The sequence below is a fragment of the Achromobacter sp. ACRQX genome (assembly GCF_022346505.1).
GTDB lineage: Bacteria > Pseudomonadota > Gammaproteobacteria > Burkholderiales > Burkholderiaceae_B > Achromobacter > Achromobacter animicus.
Map to the genome: position 1 here is coordinate 68373 of NZ_JAKRML010000003.1, position 23307 is coordinate 91679.

A 23307-nucleotide genomic window follows, 5' to 3' on the forward strand; every position below is an offset into this window, starting at 1 on the left:
ACCGGCGGTCTGGCGTTCAGGCGGCCTATTGGCCGATCGTGCGCGCCTTGCTGCGCCGCGCCTTCGGCTTGGGCGCCACCCCCAGGCGCGGATCGCGCGCCACGGCCAGTGCCGCCAGCGTTGCCGCACTCGATTCGAAGGACTCGCTCGACTGCGGCAAGTACAGCCACTTTCCCAGCACCGGATGCGGCAAGAGGTCGGGAATGTCCGCCAGCAACGCCGCATGACGTTCCTGCGACGTGCAGACCATGACCCCGTTCCATGGGTCGTCCCGATCGGCCACGATCAGATACAGCAAGCCGTCCAGATACGCGGCGTCGGCGCCGAACATCTTGCGATGCGTGTAGCTTGCGTCGCGTTCCAGCGGCTCAAGTATCCACAGCAGCGAATTGGATTTTGCAGCACGCTGTTTGCGAGGTGGGGCGAAGGGATCGGGCGAGTTGCGCATGGATAAGAAGCGGTCGGGCAGGGCACAGCGACTATGCCACAGCGGCTACTGCTCGAACAACGGCGCCAGTGGCAAAAGCGGCCCATACTTCTTCAGCTTTTCCCACTCCTCGGCCGCCTGGCGCAGTTCCTCGTTCTTGCGCGCCTCCTCCAGGATTTCGTCGATTCGCGGCGCCAGTGCAACGGACAGGTCGATGATGTCGTTGGCGGTGTAACCACGCTCCCAGCGTGCGCGTAACGTCACGTCATCACCCTTGGCCCGCATGGCACGCGTGGCTTCTTTCAGCAGGGCCTTGCGCTGATCCGCATTGAGCCGCTCGGCAAACGAGATGCCCGCCACGAGGCCCTGGACCACGCCTTTTTCCCGATACCCGGTGGTAGCCGCCACCTCGCTCGCGACGCTGCGGCTGATGACCTTGGGCGCCAGGTTGTCGCGGATCCAGCTTCGGCTTAACCGCAGCAATCCAGCGCTAAGACCGTGGCCGAAGCCCGTGCGCATCCCTTCCGCGCGCGCCGCTTCCTGCGCCTCGGCGTAGGTCATCGCAAATTGCACCATCAGCATGATCGCGTCCTGCGGGCCGGGCATCAGGAAGTCCGCCACCCAGCCGGCGGCGCTGCCGATCTTGCTCAACGCCGAGGCCGCGCGGCCTTGGACTTTCAGGACCGATCCGGCTTCTTCGGCCAGGGCGGCGGTGGTGGCGGCGGGCGCGGACGCAGCTTTCTTGCCGAAGCGTTGTTCAAATTCCTCCATCCGAGGCGGGCCGGCGGGGACCTTGGGCTGTTCGCCGGGCACCCGAGGTTTGGTGGCGGGTTGTTCGACGGGGAGTTGGGGCAGGGATCCTCTTGGCCGGGGGCGTCCCACGTTATCCGGGTGCTGAACGAACTTTTCGTCGGGTAGCCCGGCTCGCACGGCGGGGTCGCGCATGGTCGATAAGGATCGATAGTGACCCGTACCATCGTTCCAGGTTTTGACCTTGCCGCTCTCGAAATCCACTTGGCCCGCCCAGTTGACGCGTTCGCCGCGCGCCGCTTCGGTGTGACCATATCCGCCGCCGACCGTCCTCTTCGACTTGACGGCGAAGATCTCGCCGTCTTTCACTACAAAGTCATAGTTGCCGCGCGCCGTGCGGACGTACTTTGGGCCGACCTCCTTCCACGTGCCGTTGACGTTCCTGAGCCGGACGACTTCGCCCGACGATCCCGGCGCCGGCAGATCCCTGGGCAGATTGCCATAGGTCGGACCGCTTGCGTCGCGCTGAAGAAGACGGGCGCCGTGCGTGCTCATCGACGATTGCTGGACCACGTGCGCCAGTTCATGCGCCAGCAGCGCGCGGCCTGCGGTCGTGCCCGGCGCGTACTGACCCGCGTTCAAAACGATGTGATGGCCGACGGTAAAGGCGCGGGCTTCAACGGCCCTTGCAGAACCAGTCGCCAACGCATCGGAATGCAGCTGGACGTGGCTGAAATCGCGCTGGAAACGAAACTCCATGAAGGCGCGGGTATGGGCGTCGAGGGGATGGCCTTGCATGGATAGCACGTCGCGCAGGCCAGGAACGTCATCGAGCGATGCGGCGTTGTGCGGGTCAGCCGGCCGCAAAAGCGGAGGCGGCGGAACCGGTGTGGGTTGCAAGGTGGACGGCACGGCGTCGTGCGCCTGATCGTCTTGAGACTGCGGCATGCGCATCACGTGTTCGGACATGCGATGCGCTTCCTGCTCTGACGCGTCGCCGGGATGGCTGATCGCAATGTGCGTGCCGGGGGGATGTACGGATATCGCGGAGACCGCATGAACCGGACGCCACCGCTGAAGTTTCGTATCGCGCGCAGCCTCATCTGGCGGCGTGCGCGACGCTGCACGCTTATCCGCCGCGTCTCGTTTGCGGCTTGCGGCCGGCCCTTTGTGAACCGCCGCCTTGGGCTTTTGCACGAAAGCGCGCATGGATTCGCTCCGTTCGTTCCGGCGATTATTGTCCTCCTTTGCGGGGTGGCTGAATACGGGCGGGTTTGGTCCGACACCTATTTCTGTAATACTCCGGCATCACCGTTTCAGTACGCGCTCGTCATTAACTGACATCGCCAAACCCTCACGGCTTTCGGATTCCGCCCATGTCTGAACACCATCAATTCATCTTCCCCCGCGACTTCCATCTGCCGCCGCCCAATTGGCCCGCGTTGGAAGCGCGGCTGCTGGAAGGGGGTTATGTCCTGCCGGCGCATGGCGACACCATTCCCTACCGCGCCAACAACGACGACGGTTTCGACGGAGATGACGCGTCATGGCGCAGCGTCCAATACTGCCTCGGCCCGGCGGCCAGACCCTACCTGAGCGATGCTGTCAGAGAGGATTACGACGCCGATCCTAGACACTTTCCGCTCATGTTGCTGGCCTTCGAGGGGCCGAATCCCCGCGTCATGGTCGGCGAGAATCTTTTCGCGCCGAGCGTGCCGGGATCGAACGAACCCGCCATGCCGATGCCAGCCGAGTCGCACATCGACTTCATCGGCGAAGCCTACGAGAACCCGGCCGTCCAATGGCAATGCGAGGAAAGCGGACGCAGTTATCGCATCCTTGAACTCGATTGGCATTACAGCCTGGCGATGGGATTCCGGATGGTGCAATGCGAAGGACTGGATCGTGAGAGTGCGGAAGGATTGGCGGGCTTGATCGGCGAACTGACGGGTCAGGTCATGGGCTGCAGCCATCGGCATCTATGACTGCGCGGGGGCGTGGACAATCGTCAGCCTACAGCCAGAGACAATTCGAAACGCCGCAGCGCGCCTGCCGACACATCTTCGCCCCTGCACAATGGCATCCTCTGTGTGACGAATGCCAGACCCATTCCCAAGGAGCGATATGTCGATTCAAACGTTAAGCCGCTACGGTGTTGTGTTGTTTCTTGCCGCCATGAGTTCGGGCTGCTCGGTCGTGGGCGAGTGCGGATTGCTTCGCAGCAGCTGCGGCTATGAAGGCCAGTACGAGTCGGGCGAGGAAGATTACGCGGAAGACGAAGCCAAACGGTTGAATAAACAGTCTTCCGATCGGTTGCGTCGAAGCTCCGGAGACTGATGCGGCCCGCGGCTTGTCTGAATTGGTGAAGGCGTCCTGATCCCGCCGCGGTGCAGCTGCGCGGGTACTTGAACGCGACGCGGCCGGGATCGTCGAATACCTGACGCCTCGCCCCGATAGAATGCCCAGCGCCCGGTCAGCGTGGTGCTGGGCAGAATTTCAAAATGCTCTCATTCTGAAAACGCGCTCGGCGTTTTATCTACCGAAGCCGATCATTCATCACGGCCAGTCAGCCAAGTTTCCCAAAAGATTCGAAGTAGTCTTATTTCCGTAATGATTGCCGCGGTGGTTTCATACGCCTGCAGCATGCGATGAGCTGCAGGTGGAACCGCTGATAAATCCATATTCCGTTCCCAGCGAGCGCTCGCTGTAGACCGGCAGCTTCAGATTTCACGATGGTCTGCGGCGAGTAATCTGGATAAAGCAGCGGCGGCTAAATCGCGTTAAAAGTTGGGGCATAGGTAGGGTGACGCAGTTAGCCGATGCCTGGGGCCGTGGCGCAAGTCACGGCCATTTTTTTGCCTGCAAAGAGAAGCGCCCGCAGCAGGACGGCCCGGTTTCTCCCAAGGCCGGGCTCGATGCGCCGCCAACCACCTGAGAACTTACGAAAACGCGGTGCCGGTGCATGTACGGCATCTTCTCAATCTCAACTTTGGTGGTACCTATGCAAACAGAACCGGTTTCCGTGCGCTGGACGCTCGCGGACCTAGCCAGTACGTGGCGATTTTGGTCGCTGATCGGCGTGTTGATTGCAGCAGCGTATGGGGTGATGGTATTCAGATCAGCATGGCCTTCACTGACCTATGGCAATGAGAAGTACCTTGTTCGGGAACTGATCCCATACTTTTGGTATGGCGGAAATTGCTTCGGTATTTTGCTTGGCATCGTTCTGGCACAGGCGAGGTCAACTAAAGGCCTGGCAGCAATGGCTGCCGTATGCATGAGCAACTATGTCATCGCGTGGTTGGTCCTGCCCGAAATGAGCGTTGGGTTCGCTTTGTATCTGGCATTTTTGGGGCAACTCGTTCGATGGGCTCTCGCTTTTGCCATCACCGTCAATCTGGCAGCTGCCATGTCAGACCGATTCGCGTTTGCTGGCGCTTTCGCCGTGTTGACGGCGTTCCAGGTGATGAACGATTGGGGTACTTCCGTGGCGGCGTCGTACACTTTTCATACGCAGGTCGATCATGACCTTTGGGCACTCTACGGTGCAGGTGGGATGGCGACCGTTTTGATGCTGCTGGCGTCGACTCGTGGCCGCTTGTTCGATGAAGCGCCGGCCCCGCGGCACCGCCCGCTCAATCCGACGTTCAGAGAGGGTGTAACGGTATTGATAATCTCTGCCTTACCGTGGGCAGCTTTTGGCGGCGTGACTTGGTTGACCGCGCTGGTCACAATGAGCGGGGAGGCAATCATGTACTGGACGACAGCGGTGTCTGTCGCATTTGTAGTCAGCCTGGCCGCCACCGCATATTGGGTCTACCGAATCCATGGCGAGGTGGCGTATATCCACCAGTCTTCGAAATTGTTCACGCCCAGAGCGGCGCTGCTGTTTTTCCTGTTGGTTCCCCTCGCAACCCCCATTCTCATGTTTACGCTGGGCGTCGTTCTTCGTGAGGCCAGAGCGCTGCGACCTTCTTCAAGTCCCCGCTCTATGGGATGGTTCAATGCGTGGTGCGTCGTGTTTCCGCCAGTTGCCATGGGCATGGTGCAGGATCAGATGAATGAATTGGCGGGAGTCCATGCGGATTCTGATTCCGCATCTTCACCACAGGCCACATAGCAACATGGTAGTTCTGCGCTGACATCGCCGGTGACAAAGGAAACCGGCGCACGCACGCGTGCCCCAGCCAAGGCCCGCCCATAGAGAGGTGTGCGTCAGCCTACGGACATAGAAGCGCCGCTATTGCAGCGGCTGTCCGCCCTTTGTCATTCCGGCTGTCAAACCGGACTATCGTTGTCGCGATCGCAGGGCGAGTATAGGCAGGACGCATGCTGGCAGGAACGCCAAGGGTGGCATTTTCGTCCCTTTTCGATACGAGGGGCAAACAGCACGCGTTGCCGACAAACCAACCTGGAAGGCAGCTCCAGCATTTTCGAAGGTGCCTTACTTCCGCAACGCCTGGCGCAGTGGTTTTATTCGGGCATCTTCTTACGACAACACTGTGCTACTCATGCAGCCAAAATCTGTTTCCGTTCGCTGGACGCTCGCGGACCTCGCCAGTTCCTATCGCTTTTGGGCACTAATCGGCGTTTGGATGCTTACGGCATTTGCATTCGAAGTATTCCTAGAATCCGTACCTTGGTTCCGTGCTTTTCCTCACGCAATGCTTTTCTCGTCCGACACAGCGGAACAGATTGCACAAGCCGGTTCCATTTCCGGCTTGCTGCTCGGTATGCTGATCGCGAGCACCAGGACGATACCGCGCATGATCATGCTGTCCGCGATATGCGTGGCCGGCTATCTGGCTGTGTGGCTGAGCCTGGATGCGCCGGTTGACAACCTTCTCGAAGCGCTGATTCTCTCTTTTTCGAAGTTTATTGGGAGCATGATCAGATCGGCTTTCCTATTGGCTTTGACGCTCATGGTTGCCAGTGTGGTGGTCGATCGCTACGCATTTGGAGGCGCCTTTGTCTTGATATCGGTTTGTGAAATGATTCACTACCATGCAGGCCTCAGCCAAGCCGAATTCGTCTACAGATCAACTACTGCCGGCTATGGGGTACTGGTTAGCGTAAGCGCAATGGGGATTGCACTGATACTGCTGATAACAGTTCGGGCTGGATTTGACGCCCCGCCGGAAGCGCGGCATTGTCCGCTCAAGCCAGTACATCGTCGCGGTAAAAGCGTAAGATGGGTCGCCGCGTTGTTTTGGTCGGTCTTTGGGGCCGGGATCGCGCTAGGAAGTATTTGGCCGCTACAAATTTTTCACATCGCACTCGGCGTTCCGATTCTCTTCTTAGTCCTAGTCGGAATGACCGTCGCATTCGTTGCGGGCTTGATAGCTACCACCCATTGGTTCTATCGGATTTTTGGCGAGATGGCTTTCGTCCATCGGTCGTCGAAACTATTCACCCCGCGTGCCGCCGCACTGTTTTTTCTGCTGGCGCCGCTGTCTACATCTCTCCTCCTGTGGTCGCTGGGCGGTGCTTTGAAAGATGCCTGGTCTCAGCGCGGTTCCTCCAGCCGTCGATCCACGAAACGGTTCAACATGTGGTGTGTCGTGTTTCCGCCCATTGCCATTGGTATGGTTCAAGATCAATTGAACGATTTGGCGGAGAGCTGCACTCGATCCGACGGCGTGCAGCCCCGAACAACCTGACAGGAAAGAACGATCCGTCTTGCGCTGAGATATCGCGGAGAGGTCTGCTGCACGCTGCTTACCGGGGGCTTTCCTGACGCCGAGCGCGCGAAACGAAGGCTGCCCGAAGTCCGAGACCCGCAGGCAGGATAACAATTGCGAGCCAGCCCGCGTACTCTGCCGCCCATGCCCAACGATATTTCCAGGAGATGAATTCTGGCACGCCGTTGTCGTCAAACCATGGGTCAATCGATATCACTAGCAGCCCCATGGCGTAGCAAATCACCAATGCGATGAGGGTGGTGGTAAGCGCAGGCGGCGCATTTTTTAGTGAGCGTCCCTTCGCAACACATGCTAGCCAGATCGCCAGGGTGCCGACAAATACAAGGGGGAAGATAAAGATCATTAACATTTCGCGCACGCCGCCTTGTCCGGGACTTGATTGACTCCCGGTTTCAATACTCCCCCAGAAACTCGTCCGGGTCGGCCTCGATCTCTGTGATCGATCCCGCTAGCAGTGCCGCGAAGCTCGGTGCCACCCACGTAATCTGATCCGGGTCGTGCGTGAAAGCGATGATCTGCCCCGGCGTGCCGGTTTCGCTCGGCGAGTGGTCGACCATCAACAGCAGTGTCGCGCCGCCGAAGCTGGCGAAGGGTAGCCATCCAGGGTGAAACCAGCCGTCTCTGATGCGCGCATCGCGCGGCTCTGGTTCTTCGTATCCGACATATCGCGATGCTCGATCCGCCATACGCGCTCGTCCCGCAATCGCCTTTTGCAGCGGCAGAAAATCATAGGCCGTCAGATAGCCCGGCCGCATGAATACCGGCGCGTCGCGCTCGGCCCCATTGGCCAGAAGCCAAGCCTGCCTGAGGTCCGCAGCGATGGGGAAGCCAAGTTCCGCCTCCACCGCTTCCAGCTGCGATTCCGCTGCACGCGGTTTGAGGTTTAGCGTATGCCCGTGTGCGTCGCAAACTGCGCGGAGCCGATCAAGGTAGTGGGGAAAATTCATCGCCCTGTGCGATCCTCTTGCCGGTTATACCGCTTGCGGCAAGAAAAACCGATCCTTCAGTTCCTGCAACCCAATCCGCTCCAACATCTCGGTCAACCGCTCAGCAGGCTTGCGAGTCGGCAGATTTTTGTACTGCGCAATGATCAGCTCATTTTTCATCGAATGCTCCCAGCCGACCAGCTCTGTCACGCTGACCTGATACCCATGCGCCTCCAGCTGCAGGCACCGCAGCACATTCGTAATCTGGCTACCAAACTCCCGCGTATGTAGCGGATGCCGCCAGATCTCCGCCAACGGATCGGCCAATGCCTTTGCCTTGTTCTTGCGCAGCACCGAAGCCACTTCCGCCTGGCAGCAGGGCACGACCACGATGTATTTGGCCTTCTTCTCCAACGCAAAATGAATCGCGTCGTCGGTGGCGGTGTTGCAGGCGTGCAGGGCGGTGACGACGTCGATCGACGCAGGAAGCTTGTTCGAGGTAATCGACTCCGCCACCGACAGGTTCAGGAACGACATGCCGCCAAAACCCAGCCGCTTGGCCAGTTCCTCTGACGACTTCACGAGTTCTTCGCGGGTTTCGATGCCGTAGATGTGCGAGCGGTTCTTCAGCGCCTCGGGTTGCTCCTTGAAGAACAGGTCGTACAGGATGAATCCCAGATACGACTTGCCCGCGCCGTGGTCGGCGAGGGTGACGGCGCCGCGTTGCGCTTGGACGTCCTTGAGCAGCGGCTCGATGAACTGGAACAGGTGGTAGACCTGCTTGAGCTTGCGGCGGCTGTCCTGGTTCATCTTGCCGTCTCGGGTCAGGATGTGCAGGGCCTTGAGCAGTTCGATCGACTGGCCGGGGCGGATGTCGTGGGTTTTTTCTGACATTTGGAACGGCAAGGCGCCCGGCTAGTGCTGGACGCGTGGATGTGCGGGAACGAAATTCTAACCTTCCGTGGAATCGGAAACACTTCGTGGACGCGCGGAAGTTCAAACGCGGCTAGGGCGCTGTGTCGGATTCAGGCCGTATGCGGGGTCGATGGCTGACGCCCACGGGGGCATTCGCTGTCTGATATCGGAGTTGGACGGTACCCGGATCCGCGGGTCGAGATGAATGGACGAAAACTGGGACGGTCTAGTGCCGGAGCGGATCGTCAAGCAAACCATGTCAAGTTGCAAAAATAATTTTCTAAATGCAATATGACGGCTGCGGCCTCGCCGGGGGGAACGCTAGCCGATCGTAAGGGGGGACCACGGACCAAAATCACATCGGGCGTTGTCGGCATAGGTGCCAGCGGCTATTTCGGTAAACACGCGATGGATTCGGGGCCGAGAACACCGGGCATCGAAAGCGTGAACAAGGAGGCATGACTGAGATCCTTGCCGATTGAAACATAGCAGGTATGGTTAGAACCAATATTGAATATTCTGCATTCGATTTTTGAGGGCTGGAAGTGTCGGCTAAAGCTATGCGTTTAATTGTTGTCGCTGTTCCCGTGCTGGCAGTGGTGGGTGCGGCGACGCTATCACTACTCGGGTATGGTGTCGCCACTGCAATAGAAACAACGTTTGGAATTCCCAGAGAGCTTACCTATAACTCGCCGCTGGGTCTTCTTCATTTGTCGAGTCACGCGATTGCTGGGTGGGTGGAATATTTGGACTTACTGTTTGAGTCCAAAGAATTTAAACGCATCGTCTGGACTTCAACTGTCGTTGGAACGTTCGTCACGGCAATCTTTTTGTTTTGGAGATTTTTCTCGACGCGCAAGAGGCCAGTATCTGGGAATCGACGGGTGCCGCGCCGAATTGCATTCCACCGGTTCGTCCGGATTCCTGTTACTTTCGGTCGGTGGCTTGTTAAAGAAAAGCTCTTCTTATTGCCATTCTTGGCGTGCGCTGTCGCTCCATGGTTGGTCATAGCTATCTTGACTGCCGCATCCCTCTCCTTTGCTCTCCTTCCGTTGCTGGGGCACGGATTAGCGGCGCGCTCTTTCCACTCCTGGGTCGTTTCTGCAGACTATTGTGCTCCCCTGAGTAATCGTGAGGAACGTTTGCGGCAACGACATGGAGATGTTGAGACGAGACCTTCAGCCGAGATCAAAGTTACGACGTGCTTATCTCTGTGGAAAGACGGCGAATTTGTGACGCAGGGTCGCCATATTGCGTCGACAGATAAAAATATCATCTTGTTTGATCCCGCGTCCGGTGACGTGAGGTTTGAACCCATGGAGGGAATCTCGGTTCGGATAAGCGGTATGTCTGCTGCGGAGATGAGAATATTAATTGAAAATAGAAAATCTCATGGTGGTGGTATTGACGGAAGCGTCGACTAAAGTTATGGCTTGGTGATATTCAATTAAGGGGGGGTGGTATGTCGGAAGGTTTTCAAATGGTACCGCGAAGCGGCGATGAATTGACGGTGCGAGCGGCTGAGTTGATCGCAAGGTTCGAAGCGAAGTTTGATGACGTTGAATCTTCGTACGTTCGATACCGGGAAATTATAAGCACAATTGAGACGAAACTTAATGATGTATTAGGGATCGCTAGCGCTGCTCTGGCAGCGAAAACTCAGATAGCCGACGAACAGGCTGTAATAGCCGTCAAGTCCGCTCACATTCAGAGTGCCCAGGAACACGCTGACTCAGTTCGTGCTGAGCTAGACCGGATTCATACGTCTGCTAAGCAGCAGGCGACGGAAATCGAAGGTCAACAGCAGCGCGTGGAGAGTGCCGCTACTAGTGTGGGGGAGGTCTTCACGGATATTCAACAACGGGCACTGGAAATAAATATCGCTTGCGAGGGGGTCTTGGCTTCGCAAGAGAAAGCGGTGGCGGCGTCGATGAAAAGCAAAACACTTGCTGATAAGGCAGAGAATACCGAGGAAATAATAGAGGCCTACGAAAAAAGACTGTCGGAGCTCGAGGCTCAATCTAAAGCACAATTGGAGACTATAACCAGCCTGCTGCCCGGTGCCACTGCGGCGGGACTGGCTCATGCTTTTGATGATCGTCGTAAAACATTTTTGAAGCCGGGCCAGCGTTGGCAAGAATTGTTCGTCGGTTCTATTGCATTATTGGTGCTACTTGCTTTATCGGGGCTGTGGAATATTTACAGTGAAGCAGTCCCGTTAACCTGGAATGAACTGGTCCTGCTTTGGTTGGCTCGTCTTCCGATAGCAGCGGCGCTCGTCTGGCTTGCTCTTCATTCGAGCCGCGAAGCCGCACTGGCTAAGCGATTAGAGGAAGATTATGGATATAAAGCAGCTATTGCCGCGTCATTTCAAGGGTTTCAGAAACAAATGGGAGATATTGCCAGCTCAAGGACAGAAAGCTCGCCCTTAGCAAGGCTTTGTGAAGATACACTTGCCACCATAGCTAATCCCCCCGGACGGATTTATGAAAGGGAGCAGCTATCCATCTCTCCAAGCGAGGAACTGGTGGGGGCCGCCACTAATGCCACGGGACTGGCGAAATCGGGAGGATTGAACAAGTCTTCGAACACACAATAAATGTCAGACACCTCGGTCAGCGCCGGGGCAACGGAGGTGTCTGACACCCAGATCAATAGTGCGCCTCAGACCGTCACGAGGACAGGCTCACCCAGGTTCAGCATCAAGCGATTCGCCCAGGCAAAGATCGCGTCCGAATGCAGCAGATCCAGGATCTCACCATCATTCAATCCAACGTCCTTCAGCGCCTGGATGCTGGCGGCGTTCACGTCAGCCTGCGCTTCGGTGATTTGAATCGAGAACTTGCCAATCGCCTGTTCACGCTTGGTCGTGCCAGCCGTGATCGGATCCTCGAACACCTGCCCAATCACGTCATTGCGCTTGGCCAGTTGCTCGAACCGCTGCGCATGCACAGACGCGCAGTACACGCAGCCGTTGACGCGCGACACGACGGTGGCGCCCAGCTCGCGTTCGGCGCGCGACATGCCGCCCGGGGCGTACATGATGGCGTTGAAGGCCGTGGAGCGTTGGCGCAGGATTTCCGGCTGGTGGACCAGGAACAGGTAGTAGTCCGAGACCTTGGCCTTGGGGTGGCTTTCTTCCAGGACGGCGATCTGTTCTGGCGTGGCGGTGTCGACGTTGACGACGTCGAGCCAGGCCTTCCACTCCAGGACTTCGTTCGTGAAACCGTGGGCCTTGATGACGTCGCCGGGTTCGGTGTTGCCGGGGTTGATGACGGCAGTCGCTTCCGCGGCAGCAGAACCGGCGCCTTGACCCTCAGCGGCCTTCATCGCCACCAACCCCGCCACCAGACGCGTCTGATAAGACAGGAAGGCGATGAGCTGCGACAGGGTGACAACAGCGGGCGTCGAAACCCCCGCCGCCGGCAGCGTCTTCAGCGCCGCCTCGTCGCCTTCGACAGGCTTTTCAATCAGCTTGCGCGTGAATTCCAGCACGGCGGCCAGTTGCGGGTTGGCGGCGTCAGCCGGCTTGCCCGATTCGGCGACGGCGATGTCCGCTGCCGCGGCGCCGGCTTCCACGGCGCGGGCGCGATAGTGCGCAGCCAGCAGCGGCGACGGCGTGATGCGCGTGGCATACAGCGCGACCAGCAGCCGGTCGGCCAGCGACAGGCCGGGCAGGGCCGGGTCGAACAGGGCGTCGTAGCTGCCTTGCGTGGCGGCGGCGACCTTGTCGCGCTTGTGGCGCACGTCAAAGGTCTGCGTGCCGGGCGTCAGGCCCACGAGCTGGTCGACAAGGTCTTTGTTGATGTCGTAGACGATGGGTTGTTGTGCCATTGAGGAATTCTCCTAAAGTTTCTTTCAACCGGCGTTGCGCTTGTCGACCGCAGTCGCAGCCGCCGCACCCTTGGCCTTCACCGCCGCATCCAGGAACGACGTCACGCCTTCCCAGGATTCCTGGTCGGCGCGGGCGTTGTCTTTGGGGTTGCCGCCGCTGGTGCTGATCTTGCCCGACACCGGGTGGGCATACACAAGCTGCGTGGTGGGCACGTAGGGGAACAGGATCGAGTGGCCGCCGTTCTCGTAATCCAGCCACTTGACCGGGTACGGGTGCTGCACCTCGACCAGCTTGTCCTGCACCATCTTCGAATACAGGCTGGACGGCCACGAGCCGTCGTCGGTGCCGGACAGCAGCATGACCGGGCCTTCGATGTCTTCCACGCGGATGCGGGCGCGGGCGACGGCGTCGGGGTCTTGCAGCGCGGTCAGGATGGCCTTTTCGTGGCGATGCGGCGCGGGGCCTTCATCGAACGGGGCCCACGTGGCGGTACGGTTGTTTTCCCAGACGTGGGGAACGGGCTTGCCGCCCAGCAGCCACGTCGGGCCTTCGCGGCCGATCTTGGGGTCGCAGGCGTTCTGGCCGCTGTGCACGACAGCGCCGGGCACGTAGGCCACGACCGCCGACACTTCCTTGGGGAAGGTGGCGCCCAACAGCAGCACCAGTTCGCCGCCGCGCGACTGGCCGCTGATGGCGACGAAGTCGTGCTTGGGCCGGACCTTCTTGCGCAGCCAGCGCAGTCCGGTCTGGAAGTATTCGAGCGGGGTGTTGGAGATGTAGTCCGACAGGCCGGGCGCCTTGAAGTACGCCAGCGCAAAGGCGGCGTAGCCGCGCGAGGCGTACAGGGCGGCGCGCGGTTCATTGATGCCGCCGCCGGACCCGTTCAGGATCATGACGGCGGGATGCGATCCCGGCGCGCTGCCGGCGGGTAGGTACAGGGTGCCGACCAGACCTTCCTCGCGGACCTCGACGCGCGTGACGCCGTCGGACGCCAGGTGTTGCGTGAAGCTGGCGCGCGCTTCGGCGCCTTCCACACGAGCCACCACGTCGGTGACCAACGCGTCGGTCACCGGGTGGTTGAAGTATTCACGGCTCTTGCCGTCCTCGGGGGACTGCGCCCAGGTCAGCCCCATCGGGGACAAGCCGGTGTAGTCGCCGGAAACGGGCGCTTCGCGGGTCAGGTCGACCACGCCGTCCTCGCCTGCCGTGTACGCGGCCTGGGCTTGCCAGACCACGCCGTTGCGGCGGGTGAGGGCGGTGATCTCGACGGTCGCGCCGGGCGCCACGTGTTCGACGCGGATCTGGCGCGGGACGTCGATGAGGGCGTCCGCGGGGGTGATGGTCAGGGTCGGCGCCATGGCTTTACTTGTCCGAAACCTTGGTGACCATCATGGCGGCCGTGCGGTCGCTGGTCATCGGCGTGACCTTCAGGCCCTTCTTGGTTGCCCAGATGTTCTTGTAGTGGAACAGCGGGATGATGCCGACGTCATCGGACACGAGCTTGACCGAGTCGCGCAGGATGGCTTCACGCTTGGCCACGTCGAATTCCGAGGTGGATTGCTCCAGCGCGGTGTCGACCTTGGCGTTGCTGTAGTGACCCCAGTTGGACGCGCCCAGGCCCTTCTTGGCGTCGACCGTGGCCAGGATGTTGACCAGCGCGTAGCTGGCTTCACCCGTGCCGTTGCCCCACGCCAGCATGCTGACGGCGAATTCGTTCTTGTTGGCGCGGCCCGAGTACACGGCCCACGGCACGACTTCCACTTGCGTCTTCACGCCCACGCGGGTCCAGAACTGCGCGACCGCCTGGGCCGTTTCCGGGCCTTGCGGATAGCGGTCGTTGGGGACGTGCATGGTCAGCTTGAAGCCGTCCGGGAAGCCCGCTTCAGCCAGCAGCTTCTTGGCTTGGGCGACATCGTTCGGGATGTCCTTGATTTCGGGGTTGTAGCCGAAGGTGCCCTTGGGCATCCACTGGTTGGCTTCGGTGGCGGCGCCTTGCAGGATGCGGTCGGCGATGGCCTTGCGATTGATGGCCAGGTTCAGCGCCTGGCGTACGCGCACGTCCAGGAGCGGGTTCTTGTCCAGCGGCTTGCCGTTGTTGTCGGTGATGTACTGGTTGGGCGCGGGGTTGAAGCTGGGTTGCAGCAGCATGACGCGCAGGCCGTCGTACGGGTAGACCGAGATGTTCGAGGCCTTTTGCAGCTTGGCCAGGTCGGACACCGAGACCTTGTCGATCACGTCCACGTCGCCGGCCAAGAGGGCGGCGGTGCGGGCGGCGGCGTTGTTGATGTAGCGGTAGTTGACCTTTTCCCAGATCTGCTTGTCGCCCCAGTAGGCGTCGTTGCGTTCCATCAGGACACGGTCGCCGGGGGTGTACGAGACGAACTTGTAGGGGCCGGTGCCGACCATGGCCTTGCCCGAGTTGTAGTCTTCGGTCGACGACTTTTCGCCGACGTGCTTGCTGACGACGTGGATGGACGCCAGGTTCAGGGGCAGGTCGGGGTTCGGGGCCTTGGTCTTGACGATGAGCGTCAGCGGGTCCTTGGCGGTCATCGTGTCGATGGTGCGCAGGTAGCCGGCGTAGGTGGCGACGCTGCCGGGCACGCCGCGGGCGCGGGTGTAGGAGTAGATCAGGTCGTCGGCCGTGAACGGCGTGCCGTCCTGCCACTTGACGCCTTCACGCAGCTTGAATTCCCAGGTGGTGTTGTCCAGCGGCTTCCAGCTTACGGCCAGACCCGGCTGCAGCTTGTTCCACTTGTTCTCGATCAGGAGGTCCCAGAAGTGCAGGGCCACCGAGCGGTCGCCGGCGTGGTTGTTCAACTGCGGGTCCAGCGACGACAGCGGGTCGGCAAAACCGATCGACAGGTTGTCGGCAGAGGCTGCGGCCGAGGCGCCCAGGATGGCGGCGGTGAGGGTCGAGAGAATCAGGCGTTTCATTGTCCGGGATCCTTGGTAGAGGGGGAACGGAGTGGGTCCATTGACCGCGGCGGTCGTGCCGCAGTCATTGATCGTCAGGCCATGTCGTTCAGGTGACAGGCGCTTAGGTGGTTGATGGCGATTCCCTTCAATGTGGGAACCTCGGTCTTGCAGCGCGGCATCGCGTGCGGACATCGCGGATGGAAATGGCAGCCGGTAGGCGGGTTGAGCGGGCTGGGGATCTCGCCCTTGATCGCGGTAAAGGTCTTGTGGCGCGACTTCAGGGTGGGAATCTCGGCCAGCAGCGCCTGGGTGTACGGGTGGTTGGGACGCTGGAAGACTTCTTCCACCGTCGCCGTTTCCACGACGCGGCCCAGGTACATGATGACGACGCGGTCGGACAGGTGTTCGACCACACCCAGGTCGTGGCTGATGAAGAGATACGTCAGGTTCAGCTCTTCGCGCAGGTCCATGAACAGGTTCAGGATCTGCGCCTGGATCGACACATCCAGCGCTGCCACGGCCTCGTCGCAGACCAGCATGGACGGCTGCACGGCCAGCGCGCGGGCAATGCCGATGCGTTGGCGCTGGCCGCCGCTGAACTGGTGCGGATAGCGCTGGCGCAGGGCGGGGTCCAGGCCCGCGCGCTCGAGTTGCGCGCTGACGTAGTCGTCGAAGTCGCCGTTGCCGACCAGACCATGAATGCGCGCCGCTTCGCCGACGATCTCGTCCACGCGCAGGCGCGGGTTGAGGCTGGCATAGGGGTCCTGGAAGATCATCTGCACCTTCAGGCGCGCGGCGTGGGCTTCGGCCGCGTTCATGTCGGCCGGGCGCACGCCGTTGATGCGGACCTCGCCGCCCGACGGCGTGAGCAGGCCGGCCGCGATGCGGCCCAGCGTGGACTTGCCGCAGCCGGATTCGCCGACCAGGCCGACGACTTCGCCCGGGTTCACGATGAGATCGACATGGTCCACGGCACGCGTGATGGCGGGCGGCTTGGACAGGCCCAGCGATTGCATCGCGCGGCCGGCGGCGCCGATCTTGCGTTCGCCGAAGCGCTTGCTGACCTGGCGCAGGTCGATCAGCGGGGTGGGGGCGTTGGCGGTTGCGCTCATGCCGCCACCTCGCGGTGGATCTGGATGGAAGGATGGAAGCAGCGCACGTCGTGGTCGGGTAAGGCTTGGGTGATGCCGGGTTGCTGGCCGCAGGCGGCAGTGGCGCGCGCGCAGCGCGCCGCGAACGCACAGCCGGCCGGCAGGTGCAGCAGGTTCGGCGTCATGCCGGGAATCTGGCGCAGGCGCTGCCCGCGCTGGTTGTTGCTGGGCAGGCTGTCGATCAGACCCACGGTGTACGGGTGCTGCGGACGGTCCAGCACGTCGTCGACCTTGCCGTGTTCGACGATGCGGCCGGCGTACATGACGGCCACGTCGTCGGCCAGGCCGGCCACCACGGAAAGATCGTGCGTGATCCAGATGAGGCTGGTGCCGTGCTGCTGCGCGAGCTTCTGCACTTCGGACAGGATCTGCGCCTGGATGGTGACGTCCAGCGCGGTGGTGGGTTCGTCAGCAATGATGAGATCCGGGCGGTGCAGCATGGCAATGGCAATGGCCACGCGCTGGCGCATGCCGCCGGACAGTTGATGCGGGTAGGCCAGCAGGCGTTCCTCGGGGCTGGGAATGCCCATCATGCCCAGCGTGTCGCGCGCCAGGATGCGGGCCTCGGCCTTGCTCATCTTGTTATGGGCGCGCACGGTCTCGATCATCTGCACGTCCACCCGCAGCACGGGGTTCAGCGTCATCATCGGATCCTGGAAGATCATCGCGATGCGGTTGCCCTGCAGCTTGCGCAACTCGCGCGGCGCCAGCTTGGTCAGGTCGCGGCCCTGGAACAGGACCTCGCCGCCGGCGATACGGCCCGGCGCATCGACCAGCCCCATGATGGAGAAGCCCGTCACGGACTTGCCCGAGCCGGATTCGCCGACCAGGCCCAGAATCTTGCCGCGTTCCAGCTTAAAAGAGACGCCATCCACTGCGGGCAGCACGCCCGCGCGGGTATGGAACTGCGTGCGCAGGTTGCGCACTTCAAGCGTGGCCGGCGCGCCAGCCGAGGCGGTGCGGTCGGTCATTTGTGGGTCCTCGGGTTCAGCACGTCGCGCAGGCGGTCGCCCACCAGGTTGATCGCCACGATGGTGATGAGCAGCGCGATGCCGGGGTAGAAGCTGATCCAGTATTCGCCGGACAGCATGTATTGAAAGCCGTTGGAAATCAGCAGGCCCAGCGACGGTTCGGTCACCGGCACGCCCAGGCCCAGAAAGCTCAGCGTGGCTTCCAGCGTGATGGCGCGCGCGATCTGCAGCGTGCCGATGACGATCAGCGGCGGCAGGCAGTTGGGCAGGATGTGCTTCAACATGATCCGCCAGTTGGGAATGTCCAGGCAGCGGGCGGCTTCGACGTATTCGCGGCGGCGTTCGACCAGGGCCTGGCCGCGCGCGGTGCGGGCGTAGTAGGCCCATTCCAGGATCACGAGCGTCAGCACCACGTTGCCCACGCCCTTGCCCAGATAGGCCAGGATCATCATGGCCACCAGGATCGACGGGAACGACAGGATCAGGTCCACGAGACGCATGATGAAGGCGTCGACCTTGCCGCCGGCGTAGGCGGCCAACAGACCCAGCAGCGTGCCGATGATGCCGGCGATCAGCGCCGAGCCCACGCCCACCATCAGGCTGATGCGCAGGCCGTACAGGATGCCGGACAACAGGTCGCGGCCCTGGCCGTCGGTGCCCAGCCAGTAGTGAAAGGTCTCCAGGCCGTTCATGGTGCCGGGCGGCAGGCGCGAGTCCAGCACGTCGATCTGCAGCAGGTCATACGGGTTCTGCGGCGAGATCCAGGGCGCCAGCACGGCAGCCAGGATCAGCAGCGTGGCCACTACCAGGCCCAGCACCGCCGTCTTGGACGACAGGAACTCGGTCAGGTTGCGGCGCCACGGCGACTCGCGGCGCAGGGCAGGCGCCTGCGCGGTATTGGATACGGAACTCATGCCGTGGCCTCCAGCCGTACCCGGGGGTCCAGCACTTTGTACAGAATGTCGACGATCAGGTTCAGCGTCACGAACAGGCACACCACCACGATCAGGTAGGCCACGATCACGGGGCGGTCCAGCGCGTTCAGGCTGTCCAGGATCAGCTTGCCGGCGCCGGGCCAGGCAAAGATGCTTTCGGTGATGACGGCAAAGGCGATGGTCGAACCGAGTTCCAGGCCCAGCACGGTCACCAGCGGAATCATGGTGTTGCGCAGCACGTGCACACAGACCACGCGGAACGGCGACAGGCCCTTGGCGCGCGCGAACTTCACGAAGTCCAGCGGCATCACGTCGCGCACGCCGGCGCGGGTCAGGCGGATCACCAAAGAGATCTTGAAGAGCGACAGGTTGAACGCCGGCAGGATCAGGTGGCGCCAGCCGTCGGCCGTCAGCCACGACCACTGGAAGCCCAGGAACTCCACCGTCTGGCCGCGGCCGCTGGCCGGCAGCCAGCCCAGCGACACGCTGAACGCCATGATCAGCATCAGCGCCACCCAGAACGTGGGCAGCGAGAAGCCGACGATGCTGCCGGCCATGATCATCTTGGACGCGCGGCTGTCGGGGTACAGGCCGGCGAACAGGCCCAGCGGCAGGCCGACGATGACGGCAAACGACAGGGCGGTGATCGCCAGTTCAAGCGTGGCCGGCAGACGCTGGATCACCAGTTCGATCGCCGGAATGTTGTAGACGAAACTGTTGCCCAGGTTGCCGTGCAGCGCGCCGTTCAGGAAGGCCAGGTACTGCTGCCACAGGGGCTTGTCCAGGCCAAGTTCGGCGATGATGCGCGCGCGGTCCACCTGGTCCACGTCCTGGCCGATCAGGATGTCCACGGGGTTGCCGATGGCGTGCAGCCCCACGAAGACGATGAGCGTCATCAGGAACACGACCACGGCGGCTTGCGCCACGCGGCGTAGCACCCATGCGGTCATTGTGCGGTCTCCGCCTGCGAAGCGGTCGCCGGCGCCGGGGCTGGGGTCCATTCATCGCCGAACACTTCGGGCTCAGCAAACGCTTCCATGTTGGCGTAGTGCGTGGCCACGTCTTCGCGGTAGAACAGACCCGCGATGCCTTGCGCCAGGCGCTTGGCGCCTTCGCTGATGGCGGGGATGTCGCCCGAGATCGTGCCTTGCGTCAGCGCGGCGGGGTACGAGAAGCAGTGGACGCGATCCAGGCCAGGGCAGGCGCCGGGCACTTTTTCCTGCAGTTCAAAGACGGCGCCCAGGTCGGGCGAGTCATGCAGTTCCTGATCTTCCTCGCCGGCGGGCGGCGTGTAGCGGTCGCCCCAGGCGCGCACGTGAGGCGCGAGCGGCGCGAATTCCGGCCGCACGGTCCAGTCGATTCGGAAGCCTGTGGAGAAGATCAGGAAGTCCAGCACGAACACGCCCTTGGGCGTGGTGACGTGGATCTCATCATCGATCAGCGCCAGGTCCAGCACGCCACAGCCCAGGTTGAAGAAGGCGTTTGGGTGGCGCGACACGCGCAGCGTGCTGCCGCGCGGGGGCGGCACCTGCGCGGCGTTGATGTAGTGGCGGATCTTCCACTTCCATTCGTCGGGTAGCGTCAGGTGGCCGTGGGTCAGACCTGGGTTGCCCGCGCCCTTGCCCTTGTTGATGCGGGGAATGTCGTTGCGGCGGATCAGCAGGTCGACGCTGGCCGCGCCGGCTTCCAGCGCGGTCGCCGCGCTGTCCATGGCGGATGCGCCCGCGCCCACGACGCCGACGCGCTTGCCGGCCAGCGTGTTGTAGTCCATCACGTCGGACGAATGCGCCCAACGGTCGCGCGGCAGTTTCTTTGCAAAGTCAGGCACATAGGCGCCGCCCAGGCCGTCGCGGCCGGTGGCCAGCACGACACGGCGGGCCAGGACGGTGCTGCGCCCGGCGGGCGACTGGATGTCCAGTTCAACCAGCTTGTCGGCGCGCGGCTGCACGGACAGGATGCGGTGTTCGTTGCGCACGTCCAGGTTCAGCACGCGGCGGTACCAGCGCAGGTAGTCCATCCATTGCAGGCGCGGGATCTTGTCCAGCGCTTCCCATGCGTCCAGGCCGAATTGCGCTTCGAACCAGGCGCGGAAGGTCAGGGCGGGCAGGCCGAGCGCGGGACCGGTCAGTTGCTTGGGCGAGCGCAGCGTCTCCATGCGGGCCGTCGTGGCCCACGGGCCTTCGAAGCCTTCGGGCGCCTGATCGAAAATCGGCGCGTCGATGCCCAGATGCTTCAACGACGCGGCCGCCGCAAGACCGCCCATGCCGCCGCCGACGATGGCCACGTCCAGCACCTGCTGGCCATCGACCAGCCGGGGCGTCACCCAGTTCTTGGCGGGCAGTTCCAGCCAGGACAGATCTTGCCGAAGGCGCGCCTCCAGGGCGGGCAGGCCTTGCGGCGGGGTGGCAATGGGCAGATTCATGATGCGGGTGTTTCCATAACAGGGGCGTCATCGCCGTAGATCGACTGCAACAGCGCCGAATGCTCGCAGGCGTCGTGCAGCACGAAGCCCGGCAGCAGGGCTGCAGCGGCTTCGGCCAGTGCGTCTGCCATGGCTTGGCAGGCCGGCGTCAGCGTTTGCGACTGCGGGGTGATGACCCCAAAAAAGAAGGGGATGTCCAGGTCGATGGGCCGGATCGCCACGCCCGCCACCGGCGAGCCGTAGGCAGTCACGGGCTCCAGCACCGACACGCCAAGCCCGGCGCGGACCGCGGCCAGGGCATTGACGGATGAATTGGTTTCGATGGTGCCCAGCGCCTGTACGTTGTGCGAGAGGGCCGCGTCCAGACGGCGGCGCAGGCGATAGGGATTGGCCATGGTGATGAGTCGGCGGCCGGCAAGGGCCGACACCGGCACCACGGCATGCTGCGCCACAGGATTGTCTTCGGGCAGGGCGACGACGCAAGGCGCCTGGGCAATCCAGTGCACGGTCAGGCCGCGGTGTTCCAGCGGCAGGCTGGTCACGCCCAGTTGCGCGGCGCCCGACAGCACAGCGTGCACCACGCGTTCCGGCGAGGCGCTGCGCAACTGCACGCGTGCGGCGCCGAGGCGGTCTTCGATGCGTTTGAGGGCAGCGGGCACCAGACCGGCGGCGAGGGCGGACGTGGCGGTCACCAGGAGCGGCTGCGCCTGGCCGCGCGCGATCTCATCGGCCCGGCCGCGGATCTGCTGCAGGCTGGTCAGTGCGCGTTCAACGTCGTCATACAGCAGGAACCCCTGTTCGGTCGGCGTCACGCGGGGACCGCTGCGCGCGAACAGGGGATAGCCGATTTCGGCCTCCAGTTCCTGCAACAACCGGCTGATCGCCGGCTGCGAGCGTCCCAGCAGCCGTCCGGCCGCGGTGACGCTGCCGGTGGACATGACGGCCGCAAAGGCCTCGAGTTGACGGAGTTCCATTGGTCTTGATTTATGCCAAGGACGAATTCTGGCCGCTCGAGTATGCACCCTACAAATACTAAAAAGGCATAAGTAAATTCCCTAGATGCGAATGACCGCGCATTTTTAATTACCGCGAGTTATTTCAAGGACTTAGGGTAAGTCCGGAGGTGGTCCCTGTCCGGCGCGCCAGGAGAGGGCGCAGACGCTGAAGGACGATTCAGCGCAGCGCAGGCGAGATTCCAACGATGGAAATGGGGTAGGCCGGGGAGAAGCGTTAGGACCCGTTCGGTCCGGCTTGCGCGCCATGAATCGGCGCATGGGAGGCCAGGAGCGCGCGCCCTTTTTCTGTCAGCACCAAGACGGCTTCGCCTTTCACGGTGCTTTGTTCCTGCGTCATATCGATCAGGCCATTCGCCGTGGCGTCTTCCCAGGCCGACAGCCTGGGGCAGTGGGTACGCCACGCTTCCATGGTCTCTGCGTAGGTGCGAGGACGCGCCGCAATCCACAGCAGGAATTGCACGAGGTTGCCCTGTTGTGACGCGCCGGATTCCAATTCTGCTTGCGAATGGTCAGACATGGGACATCTCCGTTCTGGGCCAGGATGCGCCTTTGACGATACTCCCGCGCCCGTCTGCGCTCCAGCGCTATCTGGGAGCCATCCCCTTGCGCAACCGGTTGGAGGGTTCCAGCAGCGCGTCTTTCATGTCGTCGCGCTCCAGCACGCAGGGTTCGCGGTGCAGGTCGCGTATGAAATCGTCGTAGAGCTCGCCGGTGATGCCGGCCGGGCGCTTGAAGTCGCCGGATAGCTGATAAGCGCGCAGCAGGATCGAACGCAGCCGCTTGACCTCCCAAAGCAGGGTGATCACATCGGGGTTCCAGGGCTGACGCTCGCGGATGCACCGCAGGTCGGCGTGGGAAAGGGGGTTTTTGAACGGCATGGCGGAAAATACTGTTTATTTATCCAGTATAGTCCGCCGGGATGAAAGGCAGGCGTCGGTGTTTACAGCAATGGCGCCCGCTTCGTGGGAACGGGTAACTCCGCACTACCGAATGTGAGAATTGTTGAGCCTTTGAAGCTCCCTCGTCCGTACCATTCCGTGAAAGCAAAATGAAAGGGAGTGGAGCGATGCTGTGCGGCCAATGCGCGGCCATCACCGTGGATCAGGCGGGGGCGCCGGGGCATGAAAACCTGATCAGCCTGGGCCATGTCCGGTCGTTGCCCCTGGCGCAACGCGGCGTCACGCACGAGGCATTCACGTGCGGCGAATGCGGCGCCAATTGGGATTATCTGCACGACCGGCGCAACCCGGCATCGGGTTGGGCACTTTGTGATCGCACCACGCCCGCCCCGCAACGGTCCATCGATCCGCCGGCGGTGGAAGCCGCCTGAAAAATGGCCTG

23 protein-coding genes are annotated in these 23307 nt (G+C 62.0%); 7 read left to right on the top strand and 16 right to left on the bottom strand.

All coding sequences use genetic code 11. From position 1 onward, the window contains the following. Positions 1–25: 25 nt before the first annotated feature. Together MHZ91_RS03940 and MHZ91_RS03945 are read right to left on the bottom strand one after the other, a co-directional pair. Positions 26–448 carry a hypothetical protein gene (locus MHZ91_RS03940; RefSeq protein ID WP_239212549.1) on the bottom strand — a complete coding sequence of 141 codons (423 nt, stop codon included), beginning with the start codon at positions 446–448 and terminating at the stop codon, positions 26–28. A 45-nt stretch (positions 449–493) separates the two neighbouring features. After that, the gene (locus MHZ91_RS03945) at positions 494–2386 is read right to left on the bottom strand and encodes a DUF4157 domain-containing protein (RefSeq protein WP_239212550.1); all 1893 of its coding nucleotides are present in this window, start codon (positions 2384–2386) and stop codon (positions 494–496) included. A gap of 167 nt (positions 2387–2553) precedes the next feature. Between MHZ91_RS03945 and MHZ91_RS03950 the strand changes: the two genes are divergently transcribed. The 4 genes from MHZ91_RS03950 (at position 2554) to MHZ91_RS03965 (ending at position 6837) form a co-directional block, all read left to right on the top strand. Further along, positions 2554–3162, top strand: coding sequence for a hypothetical protein (locus MHZ91_RS03950; protein ID WP_239212552.1), 609 nt, complete (start codon positions 2554–2556; stop codon positions 3160–3162). A gap of 139 nt (positions 3163–3301) precedes the next feature. Then, entirely contained in the window at positions 3302–3514 is a 213-nt protein-coding gene (locus MHZ91_RS03955; protein WP_175121166.1) for a hypothetical protein, read from the top strand. A 625-nt stretch (positions 3515–4139) separates the two neighbouring features. Beyond that, positions 4140–5297 carry a hypothetical protein gene (locus MHZ91_RS03960; protein ID WP_239212554.1) on the top strand — a complete coding sequence of 386 codons (1158 nt, stop codon included), beginning with the start codon at positions 4140–4142 and terminating at the stop codon, positions 5295–5297. A 319-nt stretch (positions 5298–5616) separates the two neighbouring features. Next, positions 5617–6837: a hypothetical protein gene (locus MHZ91_RS03965; protein WP_239212555.1), complete on the top strand. Its 1221-nt coding sequence runs from the start codon at positions 5617–5619 to the stop codon at positions 6835–6837. Positions 6838–6895: 58 nt separating this feature from the next. On the opposite strand, the gene MHZ91_RS03970 is transcribed toward MHZ91_RS03965, so the two are convergent. From MHZ91_RS03970 to MHZ91_RS03980, 3 genes are read right to left on the bottom strand one after another with little or no spacing between them, the layout of a single operon-like run. Beyond that, positions 6896–7222, bottom strand: a complete 327-nt coding sequence (locus MHZ91_RS03970; RefSeq protein ID WP_239212556.1) for a hypothetical protein — start codon at positions 7220–7222, stop codon at positions 6896–6898. Positions 7223–7271: 49 nt separating this feature from the next. Further along, positions 7272–7826: an SMI1/KNR4 family protein gene (locus tag MHZ91_RS03975; RefSeq protein ID WP_239212557.1), complete on the bottom strand. Its 555-nt coding sequence runs from the start codon at positions 7824–7826 to the stop codon at positions 7272–7274. Between the two features lie 24 nt (positions 7827–7850). Next, positions 7851–8699 (bottom strand): SAM-dependent methyltransferase, encoded by an 849-nt coding sequence (locus MHZ91_RS03980; RefSeq protein ID WP_239212558.1) that lies wholly within the window; start codon positions 8697–8699, stop codon positions 7851–7853. 581 nt (positions 8700–9280) lie between these two features. Between MHZ91_RS03980 and MHZ91_RS03985 the strand changes: the two genes are divergently transcribed. Further along, positions 9281–10144 (top strand): hypothetical protein, encoded by an 864-nt coding sequence (locus MHZ91_RS03985; RefSeq protein ID WP_239212559.1) that lies wholly within the window; start codon positions 9281–9283, stop codon positions 10142–10144. A 38-nt stretch (positions 10145–10182) separates the two neighbouring features. Continuing rightward, positions 10183–11319, top strand: a complete 1137-nt coding sequence (locus MHZ91_RS03990; protein WP_239212560.1) for a hypothetical protein — start codon at positions 10183–10185, stop codon at positions 11317–11319. 65 nt (positions 11320–11384) lie between these two features. On the opposite strand, the gene MHZ91_RS03995 is transcribed toward MHZ91_RS03990, so the two are convergent. From MHZ91_RS03995 to MHZ91_RS04045, 11 genes are all read right to left on the bottom strand, one after another. Further along, complete coding sequence (locus MHZ91_RS03995) at positions 11385–12554, bottom strand: peroxidase-related enzyme (RefSeq protein WP_239212561.1); 1170 nt, start codon at positions 12552–12554, stop codon at positions 11385–11387. A gap of 24 nt (positions 12555–12578) precedes the next feature. Next, complete coding sequence (locus tag MHZ91_RS04000) at positions 12579–13913, bottom strand: acyl-CoA thioester hydrolase/BAAT C-terminal domain-containing protein (protein WP_239212562.1); 1335 nt, start codon at positions 13911–13913, stop codon at positions 12579–12581. Positions 13914–13917: 4 nt separating this feature from the next. Then, positions 13918–15489: an ABC transporter substrate-binding protein gene (locus MHZ91_RS04005; RefSeq protein ID WP_175136203.1), complete on the bottom strand. Its 1572-nt coding sequence runs from the start codon at positions 15487–15489 to the stop codon at positions 13918–13920. A gap of 74 nt (positions 15490–15563) precedes the next feature. Then, positions 15564–16583: an ABC transporter ATP-binding protein gene (locus tag MHZ91_RS04010; RefSeq protein WP_175136204.1), complete on the bottom strand. Its 1020-nt coding sequence runs from the start codon at positions 16581–16583 to the stop codon at positions 15564–15566. Then, a complete protein-coding gene (locus tag MHZ91_RS04015; RefSeq protein WP_175121173.1) occupies positions 16580–17593 on the bottom strand; it encodes an ABC transporter ATP-binding protein in 1014 nt (337 codons plus the stop codon). Before MHZ91_RS04015 ends, MHZ91_RS04010 begins: the two co-directional genes overlap by 4 nt. Then, entirely contained in the window at positions 17590–18507 is a 918-nt protein-coding gene (locus tag MHZ91_RS04020; protein ID WP_175136206.1) for an ABC transporter permease, read from the bottom strand. Before MHZ91_RS04020 ends, MHZ91_RS04015 begins: the two co-directional genes overlap by 4 nt. Continuing rightward, a complete protein-coding gene (locus MHZ91_RS04025; RefSeq protein ID WP_239212564.1) occupies positions 18504–19478 on the bottom strand; it encodes an ABC transporter permease in 975 nt (324 codons plus the stop codon). Before MHZ91_RS04025 ends, MHZ91_RS04020 begins: the two co-directional genes overlap by 4 nt. Further along, positions 19475–20950: an NAD(P)/FAD-dependent oxidoreductase gene (locus MHZ91_RS04030; protein ID WP_239212566.1), complete on the bottom strand. Its 1476-nt coding sequence runs from the start codon at positions 20948–20950 to the stop codon at positions 19475–19477. Before MHZ91_RS04030 ends, MHZ91_RS04025 begins: the two co-directional genes overlap by 4 nt. Further along, the gene (locus tag MHZ91_RS04035; RefSeq protein WP_239212567.1) at positions 20947–21924 is read right to left on the bottom strand and encodes a LysR family transcriptional regulator; all 978 of its coding nucleotides are present in this window, start codon (positions 21922–21924) and stop codon (positions 20947–20949) included. Before MHZ91_RS04035 ends, MHZ91_RS04030 begins: the two co-directional genes overlap by 4 nt. 256 nt (positions 21925–22180) lie before the next feature. Further along, a complete protein-coding gene (locus MHZ91_RS04040) occupies positions 22181–22483 on the bottom strand; it encodes a hypothetical protein (RefSeq protein ID WP_239212568.1) in 303 nt (100 codons plus the stop codon). Positions 22484–22550: 67 nt separating this feature from the next. Then, on the bottom strand, positions 22551–22844 hold the full coding sequence (locus MHZ91_RS04045) for a hypothetical protein (RefSeq protein WP_175136209.1): 294 nt from the start codon (positions 22842–22844) through the stop codon (positions 22551–22553). A gap of 170 nt (positions 22845–23014) precedes the next feature. Here MHZ91_RS04045 and MHZ91_RS04050 point away from each other — a divergent pair, with 170 nt between their 5' ends. Then, complete coding sequence (locus tag MHZ91_RS04050) at positions 23015–23296, top strand: hypothetical protein (RefSeq protein ID WP_239212569.1); 282 nt, start codon at positions 23015–23017, stop codon at positions 23294–23296. The last annotated feature ends 11 nt before the right edge of the window (positions 23297–23307 follow it).

What these genes read in the sequence shown, in the direction of transcription:
- MHZ91_RS03940 (WP_239212549.1), bottom strand. Translation starts at nt 448, where the DNA reads ATGCGCAACTCGCCCGATCCCTTCGCCCCACCTCGCAAACAGCGTGCT.
- MHZ91_RS03945 (WP_239212550.1), bottom strand. Translation starts at nt 2,386, where the DNA reads ATGCGCGCTTTCGTGCAAAAGCCCAAGGCGGCGGTTCACAAAGGGCCG.
- MHZ91_RS03950 (WP_239212552.1), top strand. Translation starts at nt 2,554, where the DNA reads ATGTCTGAACACCATCAATTCATCTTCCCCCGCGACTTCCATCTGCCG.
- MHZ91_RS03955 (WP_175121166.1), top strand. Translation starts at nt 3,302, where the DNA reads ATGTCGATTCAAACGTTAAGCCGCTACGGTGTTGTGTTGTTTCTTGCC.
- MHZ91_RS03960 (WP_239212554.1), top strand. Translation starts at nt 4,140, where the DNA reads ATGTACGGCATCTTCTCAATCTCAACTTTGGTGGTACCTATGCAAACA.
- MHZ91_RS03970 (WP_239212556.1), bottom strand. Translation starts at nt 7,222, where the DNA reads ATGATCTTTATCTTCCCCCTTGTATTTGTCGGCACCCTGGCGATCTGG.
- MHZ91_RS03975 (WP_239212557.1), bottom strand. Translation starts at nt 7,826, where the DNA reads ATGAATTTTCCCCACTACCTTGATCGGCTCCGCGCAGTTTGCGACGCA.
- MHZ91_RS03980 (WP_239212558.1), bottom strand. Translation starts at nt 8,699, where the DNA reads ATGTCAGAAAAAACCCACGACATCCGCCCCGGCCAGTCGATCGAACTG.
- MHZ91_RS03985 (WP_239212559.1), top strand. Translation starts at nt 9,281, where the DNA reads ATGCGTTTAATTGTTGTCGCTGTTCCCGTGCTGGCAGTGGTGGGTGCG.
- MHZ91_RS03990 (WP_239212560.1), top strand. Translation starts at nt 10,183, where the DNA reads ATGTCGGAAGGTTTTCAAATGGTACCGCGAAGCGGCGATGAATTGACG.
- MHZ91_RS03995 (WP_239212561.1), bottom strand. Translation starts at nt 12,554, where the DNA reads ATGGCACAACAACCCATCGTCTACGACATCAACAAAGACCTTGTCGAC.
- MHZ91_RS04000 (WP_239212562.1), bottom strand. Translation starts at nt 13,913, where the DNA reads ATGGCGCCGACCCTGACCATCACCCCCGCGGACGCCCTCATCGACGTC.
- MHZ91_RS04005 (WP_175136203.1), bottom strand. Translation starts at nt 15,489, where the DNA reads ATGAAACGCCTGATTCTCTCGACCCTCACCGCCGCCATCCTGGGCGCC.
- MHZ91_RS04010 (WP_175136204.1), bottom strand. Translation starts at nt 16,583, where the DNA reads ATGAGCGCAACCGCCAACGCCCCCACCCCGCTGATCGACCTGCGCCAG.
- MHZ91_RS04015 (WP_175121173.1), bottom strand. Translation starts at nt 17,593, where the DNA reads ATGACCGACCGCACCGCCTCGGCTGGCGCGCCGGCCACGCTTGAAGTG.
- MHZ91_RS04020 (WP_175136206.1), bottom strand. Translation starts at nt 18,507, where the DNA reads ATGAGTTCCGTATCCAATACCGCGCAGGCGCCTGCCCTGCGCCGCGAG.
- MHZ91_RS04025 (WP_239212564.1), bottom strand. Translation starts at nt 19,478, where the DNA reads ATGACCGCATGGGTGCTACGCCGCGTGGCGCAAGCCGCCGTGGTCGTG.
- MHZ91_RS04030 (WP_239212566.1), bottom strand. Translation starts at nt 20,950, where the DNA reads ATGAATCTGCCCATTGCCACCCCGCCGCAAGGCCTGCCCGCCCTGGAG.
- MHZ91_RS04035 (WP_239212567.1), bottom strand. Translation starts at nt 21,924, where the DNA reads ATGGAACTCCGTCAACTCGAGGCCTTTGCGGCCGTCATGTCCACCGGC.
- MHZ91_RS04040 (WP_239212568.1), bottom strand. Translation starts at nt 22,483, where the DNA reads ATGTCTGACCATTCGCAAGCAGAATTGGAATCCGGCGCGTCACAACAG.
- MHZ91_RS04045 (WP_175136209.1), bottom strand. Translation starts at nt 22,844, where the DNA reads ATGCCGTTCAAAAACCCCCTTTCCCACGCCGACCTGCGGTGCATCCGC.
- MHZ91_RS04050 (WP_239212569.1), top strand. Translation starts at nt 23,015, where the DNA reads ATGAAAGGGAGTGGAGCGATGCTGTGCGGCCAATGCGCGGCCATCACC.